Source organism: Chryseobacterium sp. HNCC26DJ241 (genome assembly GCF_057180505.1).
The window spans coordinates 54,119-71,352 of record NZ_JBXUGL010000001.1; the positions used below are offsets into that span (position 1 = coordinate 54,119).

The window sequence follows — 17,234 nt, forward strand, 5'->3', positions numbered from 1 at the left end:
ATCAGGATAATTTTACTGTAGAAATTAAAAAATTATGAAACATTTATTACCAATATTGCTATTACTTACGATCAGTTGTAGCAATGCACAAGAAAATACAAAACACGCCTATGTAAATTTCAATGATCTGGAAAACCTGATGAAAGAAGTAAAACCTCACAGAGAAAAAAGATTAATTAACCTCGAAGAATTTCTAAAAAAATCAAAAGAAAAAAATACGGTAATTCTCGATGCACGATCAAAGGAAATGTTCGATAAAAAACATGTAAAAGGTGCAATCAACATTAATTTTTCAGATTTCACGCAAGATGTTTTAGACGAATTTTTCCGAAACTATGCTGGAAAAAACACACAAATCCTAATATACTGCAACAATAATTTTGAAGATAAGTTAGCTTCCGATTTTCAGGATCAATATTTTATGACAAAAGCGATTTTGCCACCAGTACAACAAAAAAATGCTGAAAAGCCAAAAAAGAATACCAAAACATTAGCCTTGAATATCCCTACTTACATCAATTTATACGGCTATGGCTACAAAAATATATACGAACTGAACGAATTAGTAGATGTAAATGATACCAGAATTGCTTTTGAAGGAAGCGATTCCAAGCCAAAATTTGCTACTGTACAAGAATAAAATCTTAAAAAAATATCGACATGAAAAAGAATTTTTTAATCACCGGAATATTTGCAAGCTCATTAGTTGCATTTGCAGGAATAAAAACAAACCAAGAAAAAATAAATGTACAACCAAGAGAAGTACAAAAAACGGAACGCAAAATTCCGGCTGATTTGGCTGAAAACAGCATTCAGGTTGCCATTTTATTGGATACTTCCAATTCTATGGACGGACTTATAGAACAGGCAAAATCCAGACTTTGGAACATTGTAAATACTTTGACTACACTAAAGTATAACGGAAAAACTCCAAAAATAGAAATTGCTCTTTATGAATACGGAAATGATGGAATCAGTGAGAGAAATTGGATCAGAAAAGTAACACCTTTAACTCAGGATTTGGACTTAATTTCTGAAAAACTGTTCGCTTTACGAACCAATGGAGGAACGGAATATTGTGGAGCCGTAATCAAAGATGCGGCTTCCCAACTGGAATGGGATCTTTCTGCAAATAGTATGAAATTAGTTTATATTGCCGGAAACGAACCTTTTAATCAGGAAGGAATCAATTATAAAGAGGCAATTGCAAATGCAAAGAAAAAAAATATTTACATCAACACTATTTTCTGTGGAGATCGAGAAGAAGGAATCCGAACTTTTTGGCAAGACGGAGCAACACAAGGAAACGGAAAATATTTTAACATTGATTCTGACAAAAAAGTGATTTTCATTCCAACTCCTTATGATGACAAAATTTCTGAGTGCAATGTAAAACTAAACGACACTTATATTGGATACGGAAATATGGGCTATGAAAAAAAGAACAAACAAGCTGTACAAGATTATAACGCAGAATCGGTGTCCAAAGCAAATGCTGTGGAACGTGCCGTAACCAAATCTAAAAAAGAAGCATATCGCAATGATTCCTGGGATTTGGTAGATAAAGCCGAAAGTGATAAAGATTATCTTGAAAAAATTAAAAATGACGAACTTCCGGAAGCATTAAAAGGAAAATCCAAAGCAGAAGTTGCACAATTTGTAGAGAAAAAAAGCAAAGAAAGAACTGCACTGCAAAAAGAGATTGCAGAACTGGCGATAAAAAGACAAGAATTTGTAAATGCAGAACTGAAAAAAAGAGGAAACAGTGATGCCGATGATTTAGGAAAAGCTATCGAAACCTCTATTTTTGATCTTGCCGGTAAAAACGGATTTACCATAAAATAGATTTTTTTAATTCTATATTATTTTTCAAAACCTCCGGAAAAAATCCGAAGGTTTTTATTATTTAATAGATATTCCACAAATTGAACGCGCCTTTTTGGCGCGTTCCTACATTATATACTTTCCAAAATTTCAATAATTTCTTCTCCATAATTTTCAATCTTGTGTTTTCCGAAACCTTTGATTTCCTGAAGCTCTTCTTTTTTTGCCGGCCGAAATTTTGCCACGGATAAAAGTTCCTTATTGGTTGCAATGAAATAAGAGGGCAAATTTTGCTCTTTTGCTTTTTCGGTTCGCCAAGATTTTAAAGAATCTAGGATTTTGATTTCGTCAGCATTCAGTTCTACATTTTCTGCGGAATATTTTTCCGTTTTTGGCTCTCTCACTTTATTTTCCGACTCTGTAGAATAAAAAAGAATAACCGACCAGTAACTCTCCTTTTCCTGAACAAAAGCCGATTCAAATTTTGATACGCAATTTTTGGAAAGAAAATCGTCCAATGCTTTTTGGTCTCTTTCTAAAAACTCATCCGAAATCCGGATCTTGAATACTTGTATTTTCATGTTTTTTGCGTTTTGGAGTTTATCTGGATTTTCAGTTATGATTTTGCGCCTAAAAGCAAAATTTCTTCCACACGAATTTCGGTAACGAACCTTTTTTGTCCGTCATTTCCCTCGTAAGAGCGGTAGGTAATTTTTCCTTCAACGCATACTTCTTTACCTTTTTCCAGATATTTTTGCATGATTTCGGCGGTCTTTCCGTAGGCTACAAGATTGTGCCATTGTGTTTCTTCTACTTTTTCGCCTTTTGCATTGGTGTAAAAGTCGGATGTTGCCAAACTTACTTTTGCAGAAATCCCGCCATTTTCGAAATTTACGATTTCCACTTCTTTTCCTGTTCTTCCAATAAGGATTACTTTGTTTCTGATAGACATAGCTTTAAAATTTTAAATTAAACGTTCAGATCTGAGACTACACTTCTTTTCTCAAATCTCTGTTGCAAAGATTCGGAAGAAATGAAAACTTAGTCGGGAGAAAATTATTTAATATCGTTTGTAGTCGTTTGTAAATGTTTTTATTTTTGATTACCAATTGTTTATAAAATTAATTGAAATAATTTTTTGAAAATAGAAATTGCGTATATTTGGATGTTAGCAGCAATATTCCCCAGAAACTTACATCAAATTATGAACAACCCTTTTGATAAGAAAGACTATAAATTTGAGACAGAAGGTTTCTTATCAATGTATTTAGAAACCTATCAGCTTATTTTAGGAGCGGATTTAGAAATGTACGCTAAAGAGAAAAATGAAACTTTTAACAAAAAAAATCCGTGTCACATATACTTTATACTCAGAAGACCTAAAGTGACTATAAACCCTGAGTCGTTTAAAACAGATGGCAATAAAGCTCAATTTGATTTAACGATACATCAAAAAGACGGATTTGGTGTAATAAATATTGCAACTGAATTCAAAAAGGCAAAATCTAATCTTGAATTAATCACAGAATATCCATATAATCTATTCGCAATTAAAGACAAGAAAAAACTACATATGGTCGCAAGACCTAGCACAATGATTGACTATACAGAAATTGGAAATAATGTTCAACCCGAAATTTTGGATTACGAGATATTATATATTGGACAAGCATTCGGAAAGAATGGAAATAGAACTGCCTTAAACAGACTTTTTGCTCACGAAACACTTCAAAAAATCTACACACATTCTTTAACAAAAAATCCTGAAAGTGATATTTGGATAATGCTGACAAGTTTTTCGCAGGTAAGTCTTCTAGTTTCAATTGGAAATGATTTTGTAAATCCTAAGTCAAAAAACAAAAAACGAGAAGATAAATTAGCTGAGCATTTTTTTGACAACAAAGGATTTAAGTTCTCTGAAAATCAAAAAATCAATTTTACAGAAGCTGCATTAATTAAATATTTTGAGCCAGTTTATAATAGTGAATTTAAAAACAATTTTCCAAATGAGAGACACAAATCGTATTCTGAATGCTATGATTTGGATATTAGAGCGGTAAATATCGAAATAGACACAACAGAACACATAAGAAAATTATTTACAAAAAAAGCAGGAAACAAAAGCTATCATTCTGCAATGTTTGAATTTAAAAATGATGAAGACCGATTAAGTTTCTTAGGAATGATGAATGACCAATAATACTGCTGCTAACAAGGTATTTATGAAAGGCGGGCTGACCGTCATATTTTCAGCGACAGGAGTTCTATTGAACAGTAGTGCAAAACTGAACTTTAGTGCTTCTAAACCCGCCCTTCATAAATACCCGTCCCGTTAGGCGATATTATACACAATGCTGCAAACAGAAACTAAAAAAGCTATTAGAGTAATTTCCGAAAAATATTTTCATCAATTAACTTTCGATCGTGATGTACTAAAAATACACAATGAATTAAATCTAATTTCAATATATCATATTAAAAAATCTGAATTTGAAGTTAAATATAATTGTGAAGATTTTTATGACTCTATTTTAATCGAAGAATCGGAAGTTTTTGATGTTTTAATAAATATTTTTGAAAGAAGTGAATTAGAAAAAATTTCAAAGAGTAAAATGGAATTAATTACGATTGATATTCTTTTAGAGGAAGGAGAAATACAATCAGTTGAAGATATTAAAAATTTCTTTGAATTTTACAAAGTTATTGAGCAAGATTACCTTAATGTAGGAGGAAATAGAATTTTACAAGAGTATTACAAAGGATATTTAATTCTTAAAGATGATTTTAAATATAATTACAAATCGAATGTTATAAAGATAAAATAACATCACCTAACATTGTATTGCCAAGCAGTGCTAAAGTACTTCTATTGTACTTTTTTGTTATATTTGAACTATGGTATTTCTATTGAAGTTCAGCGCTAAAAATCCCCATTTTCAACAATACTCGAACTTAAAAATTAAAAAACTATTGAATAAACAGAAATCAAATATATCATCAAGTTTAATAAACATAAAATAAATGATCCTAATTTTTGACACATACTATTATGAAAATAAAGCAAAAACAGTTTGCATAAGTTTTGAAGATTGGGAAAAAGAAGATGATTATCAGATCTATTCTGAAACAATTTCAAATAGCAATGAATATGTTTCAGGAGAATTTTATAAAAGAGAACTTCCTTGTATATTAAGTTTAATTTCTAAAATAGATGTAAAAAAAATTGAATTTATCATCATTGATGGTTATGTTTTTGTGGATGATAACTCAAAACTTGGTCTTGGTGGATTTCTTTATGAAAAACTGAACAAAAAAATACCGATAATTGGAGTTGCAAAAACAGATTTCATTTCTCTTACTAAAAATAAAATTTCTTTATTAAGAGGAAAAAGCAAAAATCCATTATTTATTTCATCAATTGGAATAAATCTGAATGAAGCAACAGAGAAAATAAAACAAATGAGTGGAGAATTTAGAATTCCAACTTTACTAAAAAAATTAGACACACTCACAAAAGAAAAGTAAAAACTACTGGTAACAGGCGTTTGGCAAGATTGCGAATTTTGTAGTAAATACACGTTTTCATTTCGCAAGAAATTTTATCTTTAACAGAAAATAATCGGTTCCGAAGCTCGCAACCTCGCCAAGCGCTGGAACGTTATCGGCAATTTTATGAGAGAAACCCTAACATTAAAAGAAGTTAATGAGTTTTTAGAGTCATTTAAAAATAATATTTTTGACTTAATCATCTGCGTAGACAATATTGAGCAAATCATTGAACAACAGAATAAAGATATCAGAAAAATCAGAATAATTAATCCATTTTTAGGTCATTATGTTTCTCTATGTTATTCTTATTGCGCAATAACACTATCAAAATTATTTATTGACAAAGAAAAACGAAGTTTAATAAAATTTATTAATAAACTTGAGAATTTTGTTTATGATGAACACTTGAAAGAATTATTGAAAAAAAATACTGAAACATTTGATTCGGGTGACGTTGGTGAATATGATTATCTTTTCAAAAATAAGAACGAAATCAAAAGTAAGATTGAAGATATAAAACTATTAATTAACCCATCTCAAAATCTTGTAGATAAAGTAAAATCAAGAAGAGATTCTTTTTACGCACATTTTGACCCTGATAAAGTAAAGAACATTGAAGTAGAATCATTAACAGAAATCAAAGAATTAACAGATATTGCACAAAGAATTTATGATTCGTTTTTTAGAGGATTAAAAAATTCTACTTTTTTATTCATAAATTTCTGGAGCATTGATAAAATTTTGGAATTTAATATAGATTATTTTGACAAATTAACAGAGGAAATCGAAAAATTGGAAAAGGGAAAATAAGTAAACCTTCATATAACATTGGTAACCGCTGCACAACTCACTAATTTGTAAAAAGCAACCTCTTTTAAAGCGATTTAAGTGAGGTTTGTTTTTTAAACAGAATACAAAATTCTAAAAATTCCCGTGGCTTAAAATTGAGGTTTTGAAGTGAGAAAAAAGTGGTTTGGTAAAAACTCATTACTTTTCTTGTTTTAACCCGAACTTAGGTTATTTAGTAACTTTTTTGTTATATTTGGGCTTCATTTTAAACTTAAATAAAATAAATATGCTTCGAAATTATACCGGCTTAGCAATAGTATTAATCGTTTTTCAATTGACTGGATGTACATCTGTTAAAGAACAAGGAAAAGGAACAAAAGAAGATAAAGATTTAGCGGAATTGGTTTCTCTAATGGATGGTAAATTTTCCAGTGAGCAACAATCGAAAACAGACAGCAGTTATTTTGATATAAGCCTTGTTATGACTCCTATTTGGAAAAATCGTACAGATGGCAAATGGATGTATGTAGAGCAAGCGGTATCTTCTCAGCTTAAAAAACCTTATCGTCAAAGAGTATATCATTTGCAGCATACTTCTAAAAATGTTTTTACAAGTGATATTTATACATTAAAAGATGCCCAGAATTTTATCGGAATGCAAGATGATACAGCTAAACAGGAGAATCTAACCTTTGATAAAATTGAACTTAAAGACGGATGTACAGTGACATTGGTTAAGAATAAAGACATTTACGAAGGAGGAACAAAAGACGATCATTGCCCTTCCGATTTGAGAGGAGCAAAATATGCAACTACAAAAATCACACTCAGCAAAGGAAAATTGGTATCTTGGGATCAAGGATTTGATGCTTCTGGAAAACAAGTTTGGGGCGCAACTAAAGGCGGTTATATTTTTATAAAAAAATAATTTCTATAGATTTATTATTCAAATAAGTAATAGGAATCAAACGTAGGTATCAATTTTAAAGCGAGCCAAAATAATGGTTTAACATTTTGGCAAAATCCATAAGCAAAAAACATGAAATCCATTATTAAGCTAACTGTATTACTATTTTCACTGAGCATCAATTTGTGGGGACAAAATGCTAAAAAAAATTTTATACAACCCATTAAACAAATATCATTGACTAATAATGTCGATGATATTTCTTTTTTAGACAAATGGATCGGTTCTAAAAAAGTAATCGGTTTAGGTGAAGTTACTCATGGATCAAAAGAAATTTTTGAGTTTAAAACACGGCTTGTTCAATACTTAGCATTGAAAAAAGATGCAAAAGCAATCGTGATCGAAGCTAATATGGCAGATTGTTTCGATATTAACAAATTCGTATTAACAGGAGAAGGAAATCCAAACGAACTCATTAAAAATTTGAAAATTGCAACCCTCAATTACAAAGAGTTGGTAGATTTATTAACCTTATTGCAAGACATAAACAAAACAAGAGAGCCAAAAGACAAAATAGAATTTTGGGGTTATGATGTGCAAGCTCCGCAATCGGCAGCAAAAATGTCACTTGCTTACTACGAAAAATCAGGATTAACATTACCGGAAGATATTAAAACAGGTGTAAACGAAATAATAAATTCGGGGAAAAATATTTTTAGCATCAATCCTAAAAACGTGGAGAATTATCAAAAAAGCATTGATATGTTTTACACTATTTTTCAAACCAATAAAGAAGCATTGATAAAATCCGGAAATGAAAATGATTATCTCTTTAATGAAAGGTTGATCTATTCTGTAAAGCAATCTTTTATGCTTTTTTCTGCAAAATCTCAAATGGATGCATTTTTCATGCGGGACAAACTTGGTTTTGAAAACATAAAATGGATTGTAGAAAGTAAGAAAAAATACCCTGTTATCTATTGGGCTCACAATGCTCATGTTTTGAAGAAAGAACTTTTTTATGAAAATTTTATCACAACAGGAAATTACCTTGCTGATGAATTTAAAACGGATTATTTAGCAATTGGTTCGGTTTTTTATGAAGGTTCAGTTAGAGCCATAAAAGACGAGAAAAATCCCAAATATGAAAATATTGATCTACCATTAGCCGAAGCTGCAAGTGCCGAAACATTCTTTTCAAAGCAAAATTTTGAAAACTTTGTTTTAAATATCCAACAGGCAGCAAAAAATAAAAACTGGGCAAAGATTTTGACCGACACCACAACTATTCGCAGTATAGGTTCTGCATATCAACCCAATGAACCGGGCAGAAATTATCGAAAAACCATATTCAACCAACAATTCGATCTGATATTTTTTGTACGAAAAAGCAGCATACCTACAGAAAACAAATGAAACGACTATACAAAATAACAGTAACATTTATCTTGGGAATTTGCATCAATTCAATTTGTTTAGGACAAGATACAAATGATATGCTTTTAACGAAAAAATTGGATAGTACATTTGCAAAAGTATTTTCAGATAATGAACCAGGTGGAAGTGTATTTATTCAAAAAGCGGATAAAATTCTTTATAACAAATCTTTTGGTTTGGCTGACTTAAAGAAAAATACAAAATTTACGGATAAAACAATTTCAAATATCGGTTCATTAAGCAAGACATTTGTGGCTTATGGAATATTAATTCTTCAAAATCAAGGAAAACTTTCCATTGATGATAGCATTGATAAATTTTTCCCAAATTTCAAAAACAAAGAATTAGCAAGGAAAATAAAAATAAAACATTTGCTAACACATACTTCGGGGATTCCTGACAATAGAAATGTTGAAAAAGACAGTATTTATTATTTAACGGCTAAAGATTGGGAAAACTTTAAACCTCTTTTACAAACAGATACTTTAGAATTTGAACAAGGCTCTAAGTGGAATTATTCAAATCCAGCGTATAACGGTTTGGCTTTGATTATAGAAAAAGTGAGTAAAATGAAATGGCAAGAATTTATTAGAAGAAATATTTTTTTGCCTGCAAAAATGAAAAACAGTAAAATTACTGATGGTGATTTTCCAAGTAAAAACATTGCCCATAGTTATAGAAAAATAGGTGATAAATTTGAAGAATATGATTATGGAGAATATCCAACTTTTTGTGCTTCAGGAAATGGCGGGGTTTGGAGTTCAATATCAGAATTAAGAAAATACATCTTAGCATTAGATAATTGCTCTTTTACAGATTGCTCAACAATTGAGTTTTCAAAAAAAATTTGGCGACCAGAAAATTGGAAATCAAAGAATGAACCTGTTCATTCAATGGTTTGGTTTGTTCATAGAGCTATATTTGATGATTTTGGAGACGAACAGTGTCAAGTTATTGAACATTCTGGAGATCAAGCAGGTTTTAAATCACACTTGATATTAATTCCTGAAAAAGATATTACAATTATATGGTTAACCAATAATGACAAATTTATAACCGGGTTAATCCGAAAGATATTATTAGAATTACATTACATAGAATAAAACGGCTCGACTTTCGATGGAAGGTTTGAGTTTTTTCTTTTATAGAATCAAAACTCAATATTGAAAATATGTTCTTAATTTTAGATGAAGCCATTATCGAAAATTTTGCATGGTATTTAGCCATGAATAAAGATGAAAAACTAAAAATTAATTGAAAATTTGAAAATCGATGAAAAAACAATTGAACAATTAGTTTTTTTAGCATTCCCCATTCAAAACCTCCTGTTTAGCTGCATCCAATTTTTTCTTGACAGATTTTAGTTCTTTAATTTTTTCATCAAGCTGAAGCAATTTTTTATCTAAAATGGATATTTTTTGCTCAATGGATAACTTATTTTCATACCAAGCATCTATCACTTCTTTTATTTCGGACAAAGTAAAACCGACTGATTTTGCTTCTTTTATAAATTCTAATTTTTCTACAATCTCATCAGAATAATAGACATAATTATTGGTTTTATTTTCAGGTTTTGTAGTTCCTTTAAATAATCCTGATTTTTCATAAAAACGTATAGTACCAATTGGTACTCCCGTTTCTTTTGATAGCTGACTGATAAGTTTCATTTCAATTTTTTTAAAAAATAGTAAACCATACAGTATACTGCATACTTTTCAGTTACAAAATTAAATATTAATTTTGCAACACAAAAATAAAAAACATTAAAAAATGGCTAAAACAATTTTTATTACGGGAGCATCATCAGGTTTGGGAAAAGCTACGGCAAAATTATTTTCTGCAAAGGGCTGGAACGTTATTGCTTCCATGCGCAGACCCGAAGAAGAAAAAGAACTTTCCAAAATATCCAACATACAACTTATAGCATTAGATGTTACCAATTCTGCTCAGGTTAAGGAAAATATTGCAAAATTATTGCAAACAACTTCGGTAGATGTAGTGTTTAATAATGCCGGTTATGGTTTGGGTGGTACTTTTGAAGGAGCTACCGAAGAACAATTGCAACAACAGATTGATACCAATTTGATGGGAGTTTTTAGAGTAACACAAGCATTTCTACCGCATTTCAGAAATAAAAAAAGCGGGATGATCATCACTACAACTTCTATCGGTGGACACGTTGCTTTTCCATTTTTTGCACCTTATCACGCCACAAAATGGGCTTTAGAAGGTTGGAGCGAAAGTTTGTATTATGAACTTAGTGCACACAATATTCAAGTAAAAACAGTAGCACCTGGTGGAATATCCACTGATTTTGACGGACGCTCATTAACATTGGCAAAACACGATGCTTATGAAAGCGTATTCAGTAAAGCAGAAACTGTTCTAAGAGATCCAAAAAGAAGAAAAGATTATTCTACTCCGGAACAAATTGCTGAAATCGTTTACGAAGCTGCAACCGATGGAAAAAATCACTTAAGATATATTGCAGGGAAAGATGCAAGAAAAATTTACAAAGTACGAAGACTATTCGGATACAAATTTTTTATGGGTCAAATGAAAAAAGCGTTTAGTTTATAAATTCTTCTTTCATTAAATAATCTACTAATGCTTCTCAATTATTAAATAATGAGGAGCATTTTTTGTGGTTCAACATTAAAACTTTGGTATTTCATTTTTCAGTAATTTAGGCAAAGTATTTAATCCTAATGCAAACGAATTTCAAAAAAACAGAAAAAGGCTAAAGTAAAGCAAATCTTGTTATGAATTTCAGAGGATTTACACTGACAATTAAAATTTTAAACAATGAAAAAACTTTCATCAACACAAAGCGAAGAATTAATCAAAATAGTAAAATCTCGTTTTGAAAAAAATAGGAATCGCCATAAAGATCTTGAATGGGAAAAAGTGCAAGCAAAATTAGAGACAAATCCCGAAAAATTATGGTCACTCTACCAAATGGAAGAAACTGGCGGTGAACCAGATGTGGTAAGTTTCGACAAAAAAACAGGCGAATTTATTTTTTATGATTGTTCAGCAGAAAGTCCGAAAGGTAGAAGAAGTCTTTGCTACGACTATGATGCATGGATGTCCAGAAAAGAACATAAACCTGAAAGCAATGCCATAGACAAAGCAAAAGAAATAGGAATTGAAATCTTAACTGAAGAACAATATCGCGAATTGCAAAAATTTGGAAATTTCGATACCAAAACTTCAAGCTGGGTGAAAACTCCTTCCGAAATCCGAGAACGCGGCGGTGCTGTTTTTTGCGATCGCCGTTACAATCATGTTTTCTTATATCACAACGGTGCGGAATCGTATTATGCAGCGAGAGGTTTTCGGGGAATGTTAAAAATTTAGAACCTATTTAAATTTTATTCAGTACTATTTTATACTATTTTCTTAATTTTAACATTAAGATTTTCAGTTAATTAAATTTAAATACCATTAAGAAATCAATACATTGATTTTTTAAACTAATGATCTTAATTTGATTTTGTCGAACCTAAAGGTTGCTTAATGTTAAAAATAGATTTAAAATTTGAACAAGCACTTAATTTCATAAAATAATTTGATTAAATTTATATGGAGTTTTAATTTGATTCGTTAAAATACAAATAGCCGTTAAAAATAGTATGCCAACAGAAAATTTTAAAATAAACGGCCTCTCTGATGAGCAAATTATCCAATCCAGAAAAGAGTTTGGCAAAAATCAATTAAACTTCAAAAAAGAAAATTTTCTCCTGACTACATTTCTCAGTATCATAAAAGAACCGATGATTATCTTATTATTGGTTGCTACATTTATTTATTTTATTAGCGGAGAATTCAATGATGCTTTATTTTTGATTGCTGCCATTTTTATAGTTGCAGGAATTTCATTTTTTCAGGATACACGAAGTCATAATGCGTTGGAAAAATTGCAGGAATTTATTCAGCCCAACTGTAAAGTGATCCGAAACGGGAAAACCGAAGAGATCAAAAGCGAAGATCTCGTTCTTGGTGATGCTCTCATTGTAGAAGAAGGAACACTGATTGCAGCAGATGGAGAAATACTTCACTCCACCGATTTTTCTGTAAACGAATCCATACTTACCGGTGAATCTTTACCCATTTCAAAAGATAAAAATGCAAAAGAACCTTTCATTTTTAAAGGAACAACAGTAGTTACCGGAATAGCCATAGTAAAAGTAACCCAAATTGGAAACAATACGCAATTAGGCAAAATCGGAAAAAGCCTCGAAAATATTAAGAAAGAAAAAACACCTCTTGAAATCCAGATCAATAATTTTGTAAAAAAAATGGTAATTGCAGGATTGGCCATTTTTCTTATTGTTTGGGGAATCAATTTTTACAATTCTCGCCTCGTTATTGATAGTTTGCTTAAAGCGCTCACTTTGGCAATGAGCATTTTGCCGGAAGAAATTCCGGTTGCCTTTACCACATTTATGGCAATGGGAGCTTGGAGATTGATGAAATTGGGAGTAGTGGTAAAACAAATAAAAACAGTGGAAACTTTGGGAAGTGCTTCTGTTATTTGTACCGATAAAACCGGAACACTCACTGAAAACAAAATGAGTCTCGCAAAAATTTATACTCTTGAAAATCAAAAAATTATTAATCCTTCAGAAATAAAAGATGAAGCCGAAAAAGAACTCATGAAAATTGCAATGTGGGCAAGTGAACCTATTCCTTTTGATCCTATGGAAATAGCTCTCCATCAAGCCTATAGCGAAATTTTTGAAAATGATGAGCGCCCTTTTTATCATTTATCCCACGAATATCCACTGGAAGGAAAACCACCAATGATGACTCACGTTTTTGAGAACGAAAATCATAACCAAATTATTGCAGCAAAAGGAGCTCCCGAAGCAATTATTAGTCTTTGCCATTTAACAGAAATAGAAAAGGAAAAAATCTATAACACGATACAAACCATCGCCATTGACGGATACAGGATTTTAGCTGTTGGCGAAAGTTTTTTCAAAGAAACTTTACCTGAAAAACAACAGGATTTACCATTTGTATTTAGAGGATTGGTTGCATTTTATGATCCTCCGAAAGAAAATATTTCTCTGGTTTTAGAAAATTTTTATCAGGCAGGAATAGAGGTCAAAATTATTACGGGAGATAATAAAACAACCACTGCTGCTATTGCTAAACAAATCAATTTTAAAGGGTATGAAAACAGTATTTCCGGTGATGAATTGATGCAATTATCAGAGGAAAATTTTAAAATTGCTGTCCAAAAAAACAATATTTTTTGCAGAATGTTTCCGGAAGCAAAATTAAAAATTGTAAACGCTTTAAAGTCCGAACAAAAAATTGTAGCCATGACCGGAGATGGAGTAAATGACGGGCCTGCATTGAAATCCGCTCACATCGGAATTGCAATGGGACATAAAGGAACTGAAATTGCAAAACAAGCTGCTTCACTCATTTTGCTGGAAGACGATCTTTCTAAAATGGTGGATGCAGTAGCAATGGGAAGAAGAATCTATACCAATCTCAAAAAAGCCATCCAATATATTATTTCCATTCATATTCCAATTATTTTGACGGTTTTTATTCCTTTGGCTTTAGGCTGGAAATTCCCGAATATCTTCTCTCCTATTCACATTATTTTTCTGGAATTAATTATGGGGCCGACTTGTTCCATTATTTATGAAAATGAGCCGATTGAAAAAAATGCAATGTCTGTAAAACCTCGTCCTTTCACAACTACTTTTTTCAATTTGAAAGAATTGACAACCAGCATAATACAAGGAATTGCAATTACAATAGGAACACTTAGCATTTATAATTATTCGGTTCATAATAATTGGGATGAAATTACAACACGAACGATGGTCTTCATCACATTAGTTTCAGCCAATATTTTTTTGACGCTGGTTAATCGATCATTTTATTATTCATTTTTTACAACTTTGAAATATAAAAACAATTGGATTCCGGGAATAATTGCAATTACCGTTTTGCTTTGTATTTCAATGCTTTATCTTTCACCATTTACAGATTTTTTTAAGTTCAGAACTTTAGATTTTCAACAACTTTTAATAAGTGTTGGTGTTGGTTTTATTTCTGTGGTTTGGTTTGAAATCGTAAAATGGATCAAAAGGCTAAAAAATTGAATGCATCATTAGCATTAATAGCTTAATTTTGAAAAACATATGAATATTACACAAAAAAATAGAAGTTTCATCGCGTTTTCCCGATTTTATAATTTTTAAAAACCTTTGAATGTCAAGAAAAACGCTCATCCTTTTAGGGTTCATAATTTTAAAATTTTTGATTCAGTATTCTCTTATCGATTCAGGATATGATTTACACAGAGACGAATATTTGCATCTGGATCAGAGCAATCATTTAGCATGGGGATATTTGTCTGTTCCGCCGGTTACTTCTTGGATTTCATATATCATTAAATTATTAGGAAACGGATATTTTTGGATAAAATTTTTCCCTGCATTATTTGGAGCATTAACCATTTTGGTTGTTTGGAAAACTGTTGAAGAACTAAAAGGTGATTTATTTGCACAAATTCTTTCTGCAACAGGCATTTTATTTTCTGTTTTTTTGCGGCTAAATACACTCTACCAGCCAAATTCTTTGGATGCTCTTTTGTGGACTACTCTATTTTTTACGTTGATAAAATATTTTTTTAATACCGAAAAAATAAAATGGCTCTACTTTTCAGCAATTGTATTTGCATTAGCCTTCTTAAATAAATACAATATTGCTTTTTTAATTATAGGATTATTTGCTGGACTGATATCCACTTCACAAAGAAAAATATTCCTCGAAAAGAAAACCTATTTCGCAATTGTATTGGCTTTGCTACTCATTTTGCCCAATCTGATATGGCAGTATTACAATGGTTTTCCTGTCATCCATCACATGAATGAATTAGCCCGAACACAACTTGTAAATGTAGACCGAATAGAATTCTTCAAATCTCAGATTTTATTCTTTTTTGGCGAAATTTTTATCATTCTTGTCGGATTATATGCTCTTCTTTTTTATAAAAATTTTGAAAAATTCAGGTTCATTTTCTGGACTTTTATTTTCACAATAATGGTCTTTGTCTATTTCAAGGCAAAAGATTATTACACTATTGGTTTATATCCTGTTTATATTGCTTTCGGAGCAGTATATGTATCTCAAATCCTAAATCGAAAATCTGCAATTATTTTCAAAATTATTCTTATAGCATTTCCAGTCATTTTCTTTGCATTTATTTATGATTTTGCATTTCCAAACAAAACTCCGGAATACATTATTCATCACAATGAAAAATACAAAAAACTCGGAATGCTGCGTTGGGAAGACGGAAAAAATCATCAGCTTCCACAAGATTTTGCAGATATGCTCGGCTGGAAAGAACTTGCAAAAAAAGTAGATCGCATTTATTCTAAATTACCAAATCGTGAAAATACTTTAATCTTATGTGACAATTACGGACAAACCGGAGCCATCAATTTCTATTCAAAATACAGAATACGTGCAGTTTCTTTCAATGCAGATTATCTCAATTGGTTTGATCTCAATAAAAAATATGCAAACTTGATTCGTGTGAAAGAACGTTCCGGAAGAAATACCGAACTTCAGGAAACTTCGCCATTTTTTCATAATTCTAAAATGGAAGATTCTATTACTAATAAATATGCAAGGGAATTCGGAACAGTGATTTTTAGTTTTGAAAATGCTAAAATAGACATCAATCCGAGACTTAAAAGTGAAATTGACGAAGTGAAAAACAGAAAATAAAATTTTTGATGTCATAGTTTAATTACATACTATTATATATTTACAATTTTGATTTTCTATAAATTACAAAAATATGCTCGAAATTTGTCATGCTGAAAGCATCTCTACAAAGATTATTTAGATTCCTACGGAATGACAAACTCCCTGTTTATAAGGATTTTTAAATATGAAGTTAAGTTATGACCTCAATAAATTTTTTATATCACATTCTTTTAATAAATAATAAATCTACAATTTCTCAGCAAGACAATAAAATGGAAAATATATTTAATGAAATTAAAAGAGTAAATGATAGTCTGCAAATAGTTTTTAACGAAAGAAAGTAATATCCACAATAGTTTTAAATGCAAATGATGTTTCGATACTATTACATTTTATTGGCAATTACATTTAGCTGTAACGAAAAAACAGAAGACAAAGATTTTGATTGACCGATAATAGATCAAAAGATAAAAGAAAATGTTGCAATAAAGAAACTTTCCCATCTTCCTGAAACCAAAAATTATGGAAACGAAAAGATGGAAAGCAAAACCAGAACTGCTTCCGTATTGCAAACTGTTTCTGTTTCTAACTCTTCCAGCAATACATTTAGAAGATATGATGATGGTCGATCTATTTATTTTGATAACTATAAATGCGAGGCAAAATATACAAAGGATACTCTACATATTCTCATCAATAACAACAACAGCTATTACGGAAACGGAATACTGATCAAAATTTTTGAGGGAAAATACATCATCACAAATGTAGATCCCAAAACATTAAAAAATGAACAGAAATATGTAGAATATCCTTTAATAGATCAAAAAGTAATTGTAGATAAGAAAAGCTACAAAAAGAATGATAGCATTTTCGGATATGTAAATTATTCTTGCAAAATTATGGATAATCATCTCAAAAAAATGGAAGGCTACTTCAAAGCAAAAATTAAATAGTATTTAAAATTAGCAATCTTATT

17 protein-coding genes are annotated in these 17,234 nt (G+C 30.7%); 14 read left to right on the forward strand and 3 right to left on the reverse strand.

Annotation, left to right across the window (positions count from 1 at the left end; all coding sequences use genetic code 11):
* Positions 1-34 precede the first annotated feature (34 nt).
* Both AC2A1C_RS00240 and AC2A1C_RS00245 read left to right on the forward strand, forming a co-directional pair.
* The gene (locus tag AC2A1C_RS00240; RefSeq protein WP_484022314.1) at positions 35-640 is read left to right on the forward strand and encodes a rhodanese-like domain-containing protein; all 606 of its coding nucleotides are present in this window, start codon (positions 35-37) and stop codon (positions 638-640) included.
* A 20-nt stretch (positions 641-660) separates the two neighbouring features.
* Complete coding sequence (locus tag AC2A1C_RS00245) at positions 661-1,845, forward strand: VWA domain-containing protein (protein WP_484022316.1); 1,185 nt, start codon at positions 661-663, stop codon at positions 1,843-1,845.
* A gap of 110 nt (positions 1,846-1,955) precedes the next feature.
* Here the strand turns inward: AC2A1C_RS00245 and AC2A1C_RS00250 are convergent, their stop codons facing one another.
* Both AC2A1C_RS00250 and AC2A1C_RS00255 read right to left on the reverse strand, forming a co-directional pair.
* The gene (locus tag AC2A1C_RS00250) at positions 1,956-2,405 is read right to left on the reverse strand and encodes an HRDC domain-containing protein (RefSeq protein WP_484022318.1); all 450 of its coding nucleotides are present in this window, start codon (positions 2,403-2,405) and stop codon (positions 1,956-1,958) included.
* Between the two features lie 35 nt (positions 2,406-2,440).
* Entirely contained in the window at positions 2,441-2,776 is a 336-nt protein-coding gene (locus AC2A1C_RS00255; RefSeq protein ID WP_484022320.1) for a single-stranded DNA-binding protein, read from the reverse strand.
* Positions 2,777-2,962: 186 nt separating this feature from the next.
* Here AC2A1C_RS00255 and AC2A1C_RS00260 point away from each other — a divergent pair, with 186 nt between their 5' ends.
* The 7 genes from AC2A1C_RS00260 to AC2A1C_RS00290 all read left to right on the forward strand — a co-directional run bounded on the left by AC2A1C_RS00260 (position 2,963) and on the right by AC2A1C_RS00290 (position 9,609).
* A complete protein-coding gene (locus AC2A1C_RS00260; protein ID WP_484022322.1) occupies positions 2,963-4,024 on the forward strand; it encodes a hypothetical protein in 1,062 nt (353 codons plus the stop codon).
* A gap of 151 nt (positions 4,025-4,175) precedes the next feature.
* Complete coding sequence (locus AC2A1C_RS00265; RefSeq protein WP_484022324.1) at positions 4,176-4,649, forward strand: hypothetical protein; 474 nt, start codon at positions 4,176-4,178, stop codon at positions 4,647-4,649.
* Between the two features lie 196 nt (positions 4,650-4,845).
* Positions 4,846-5,349 (forward strand): endonuclease V, encoded by a 504-nt coding sequence (locus tag AC2A1C_RS00270; protein ID WP_484022326.1) that lies wholly within the window; start codon positions 4,846-4,848, stop codon positions 5,347-5,349.
* A gap of 147 nt (positions 5,350-5,496) precedes the next feature.
* The gene (locus AC2A1C_RS00275) at positions 5,497-6,183 is read left to right on the forward strand and encodes a hypothetical protein (protein ID WP_484022328.1); all 687 of its coding nucleotides are present in this window, start codon (positions 5,497-5,499) and stop codon (positions 6,181-6,183) included.
* Between the two features lie 265 nt (positions 6,184-6,448).
* Positions 6,449-7,090 (forward strand): chromophore lyase CpcT/CpeT, encoded by a 642-nt coding sequence (locus AC2A1C_RS00280; RefSeq protein WP_484022330.1) that lies wholly within the window; start codon positions 6,449-6,451, stop codon positions 7,088-7,090.
* Positions 7,091-7,201: 111 nt separating this feature from the next.
* Positions 7,202-8,485, forward strand: a complete 1,284-nt coding sequence (locus AC2A1C_RS00285) for an erythromycin esterase family protein (RefSeq protein WP_484022332.1) — start codon at positions 7,202-7,204, stop codon at positions 8,483-8,485.
* 98 nt (positions 8,486-8,583) lie between these two features.
* Positions 8,584-9,609, forward strand: a complete 1,026-nt coding sequence (locus tag AC2A1C_RS00290; RefSeq protein ID WP_484022333.1) for a serine hydrolase domain-containing protein — start codon at positions 8,584-8,586, stop codon at positions 9,607-9,609.
* A 198-nt stretch (positions 9,610-9,807) separates the two neighbouring features.
* Here the strand turns inward: AC2A1C_RS00290 and AC2A1C_RS00295 are convergent, their stop codons facing one another.
* Complete coding sequence (locus AC2A1C_RS00295; RefSeq protein ID WP_484022335.1) at positions 9,808-10,173, reverse strand: MerR family transcriptional regulator; 366 nt, start codon at positions 10,171-10,173, stop codon at positions 9,808-9,810.
* A gap of 103 nt (positions 10,174-10,276) precedes the next feature.
* Between AC2A1C_RS00295 and AC2A1C_RS00300 the strand changes: the two genes are divergently transcribed.
* From AC2A1C_RS00300 to AC2A1C_RS00320, 5 genes are all read left to right on the forward strand, one after another.
* Entirely contained in the window at positions 10,277-11,086 is an 810-nt protein-coding gene (locus tag AC2A1C_RS00300; protein ID WP_484022337.1) for an SDR family oxidoreductase, read from the forward strand.
* Positions 11,087-11,311: 225 nt separating this feature from the next.
* Positions 11,312-11,866 (forward strand): DUF4256 domain-containing protein, encoded by a 555-nt coding sequence (locus tag AC2A1C_RS00305; RefSeq protein WP_484022339.1) that lies wholly within the window; start codon positions 11,312-11,314, stop codon positions 11,864-11,866.
* A 275-nt stretch (positions 11,867-12,141) separates the two neighbouring features.
* Entirely contained in the window at positions 12,142-14,637 is a 2,496-nt protein-coding gene (locus AC2A1C_RS00310) for a cation-translocating P-type ATPase (protein ID WP_484022341.1), read from the forward strand.
* Positions 14,638-14,746: 109 nt separating this feature from the next.
* Positions 14,747-16,273 (forward strand): glycosyltransferase family 39 protein, encoded by a 1,527-nt coding sequence (locus tag AC2A1C_RS00315; RefSeq protein WP_484022343.1) that lies wholly within the window; start codon positions 14,747-14,749, stop codon positions 16,271-16,273.
* 518 nt (positions 16,274-16,791) lie between these two features.
* A complete protein-coding gene (locus tag AC2A1C_RS00320) occupies positions 16,792-17,211 on the forward strand; it encodes a hypothetical protein (protein ID WP_484022345.1) in 420 nt (139 codons plus the stop codon).
* Positions 17,212-17,234: the final 23 nt, after the last annotated feature.

Bases quoted from the DNA above. Each gene is read 5' to 3' on its own strand.
- AC2A1C_RS00240 (WP_484022314.1), top strand. From the start codon at position 35: ATGAAACATTTATTACCAATATTGCTATTACTTACGATCAGTTGTAGC.
- AC2A1C_RS00245 (WP_484022316.1), top strand. From the start codon at position 661: ATGAAAAAGAATTTTTTAATCACCGGAATATTTGCAAGCTCATTAGTT.
- AC2A1C_RS00250 (WP_484022318.1), bottom strand. From the start codon at position 2,405: ATGAAAATACAAGTATTCAAGATCCGGATTTCGGATGAGTTTTTAGAA.
- AC2A1C_RS00255 (WP_484022320.1), bottom strand. From the start codon at position 2,776: ATGTCTATCAGAAACAAAGTAATCCTTATTGGAAGAACAGGAAAAGAA.
- AC2A1C_RS00265 (WP_484022324.1), top strand. From the start codon at position 4,176: ATGCTGCAAACAGAAACTAAAAAAGCTATTAGAGTAATTTCCGAAAAA.
- AC2A1C_RS00270 (WP_484022326.1), top strand. From the start codon at position 4,846: ATGATCCTAATTTTTGACACATACTATTATGAAAATAAAGCAAAAACA.
- AC2A1C_RS00275 (WP_484022328.1), top strand. From the start codon at position 5,497: ATGAGAGAAACCCTAACATTAAAAGAAGTTAATGAGTTTTTAGAGTCA.
- AC2A1C_RS00280 (WP_484022330.1), top strand. From the start codon at position 6,449: ATGCTTCGAAATTATACCGGCTTAGCAATAGTATTAATCGTTTTTCAA.
- AC2A1C_RS00285 (WP_484022332.1), top strand. From the start codon at position 7,202: ATGAAATCCATTATTAAGCTAACTGTATTACTATTTTCACTGAGCATC.
- AC2A1C_RS00295 (WP_484022335.1), bottom strand. From the start codon at position 10,173: ATGAAACTTATCAGTCAGCTATCAAAAGAAACGGGAGTACCAATTGGT.
- AC2A1C_RS00300 (WP_484022337.1), top strand. From the start codon at position 10,277: ATGGCTAAAACAATTTTTATTACGGGAGCATCATCAGGTTTGGGAAAA.
- AC2A1C_RS00305 (WP_484022339.1), top strand. From the start codon at position 11,312: ATGAAAAAACTTTCATCAACACAAAGCGAAGAATTAATCAAAATAGTA.
- AC2A1C_RS00310 (WP_484022341.1), top strand. From the start codon at position 12,142: ATGCCAACAGAAAATTTTAAAATAAACGGCCTCTCTGATGAGCAAATT.
- AC2A1C_RS00315 (WP_484022343.1), top strand. From the start codon at position 14,747: ATGTCAAGAAAAACGCTCATCCTTTTAGGGTTCATAATTTTAAAATTT.
- AC2A1C_RS00320 (WP_484022345.1), top strand. From the start codon at position 16,792: ATGGAAAGCAAAACCAGAACTGCTTCCGTATTGCAAACTGTTTCTGTT.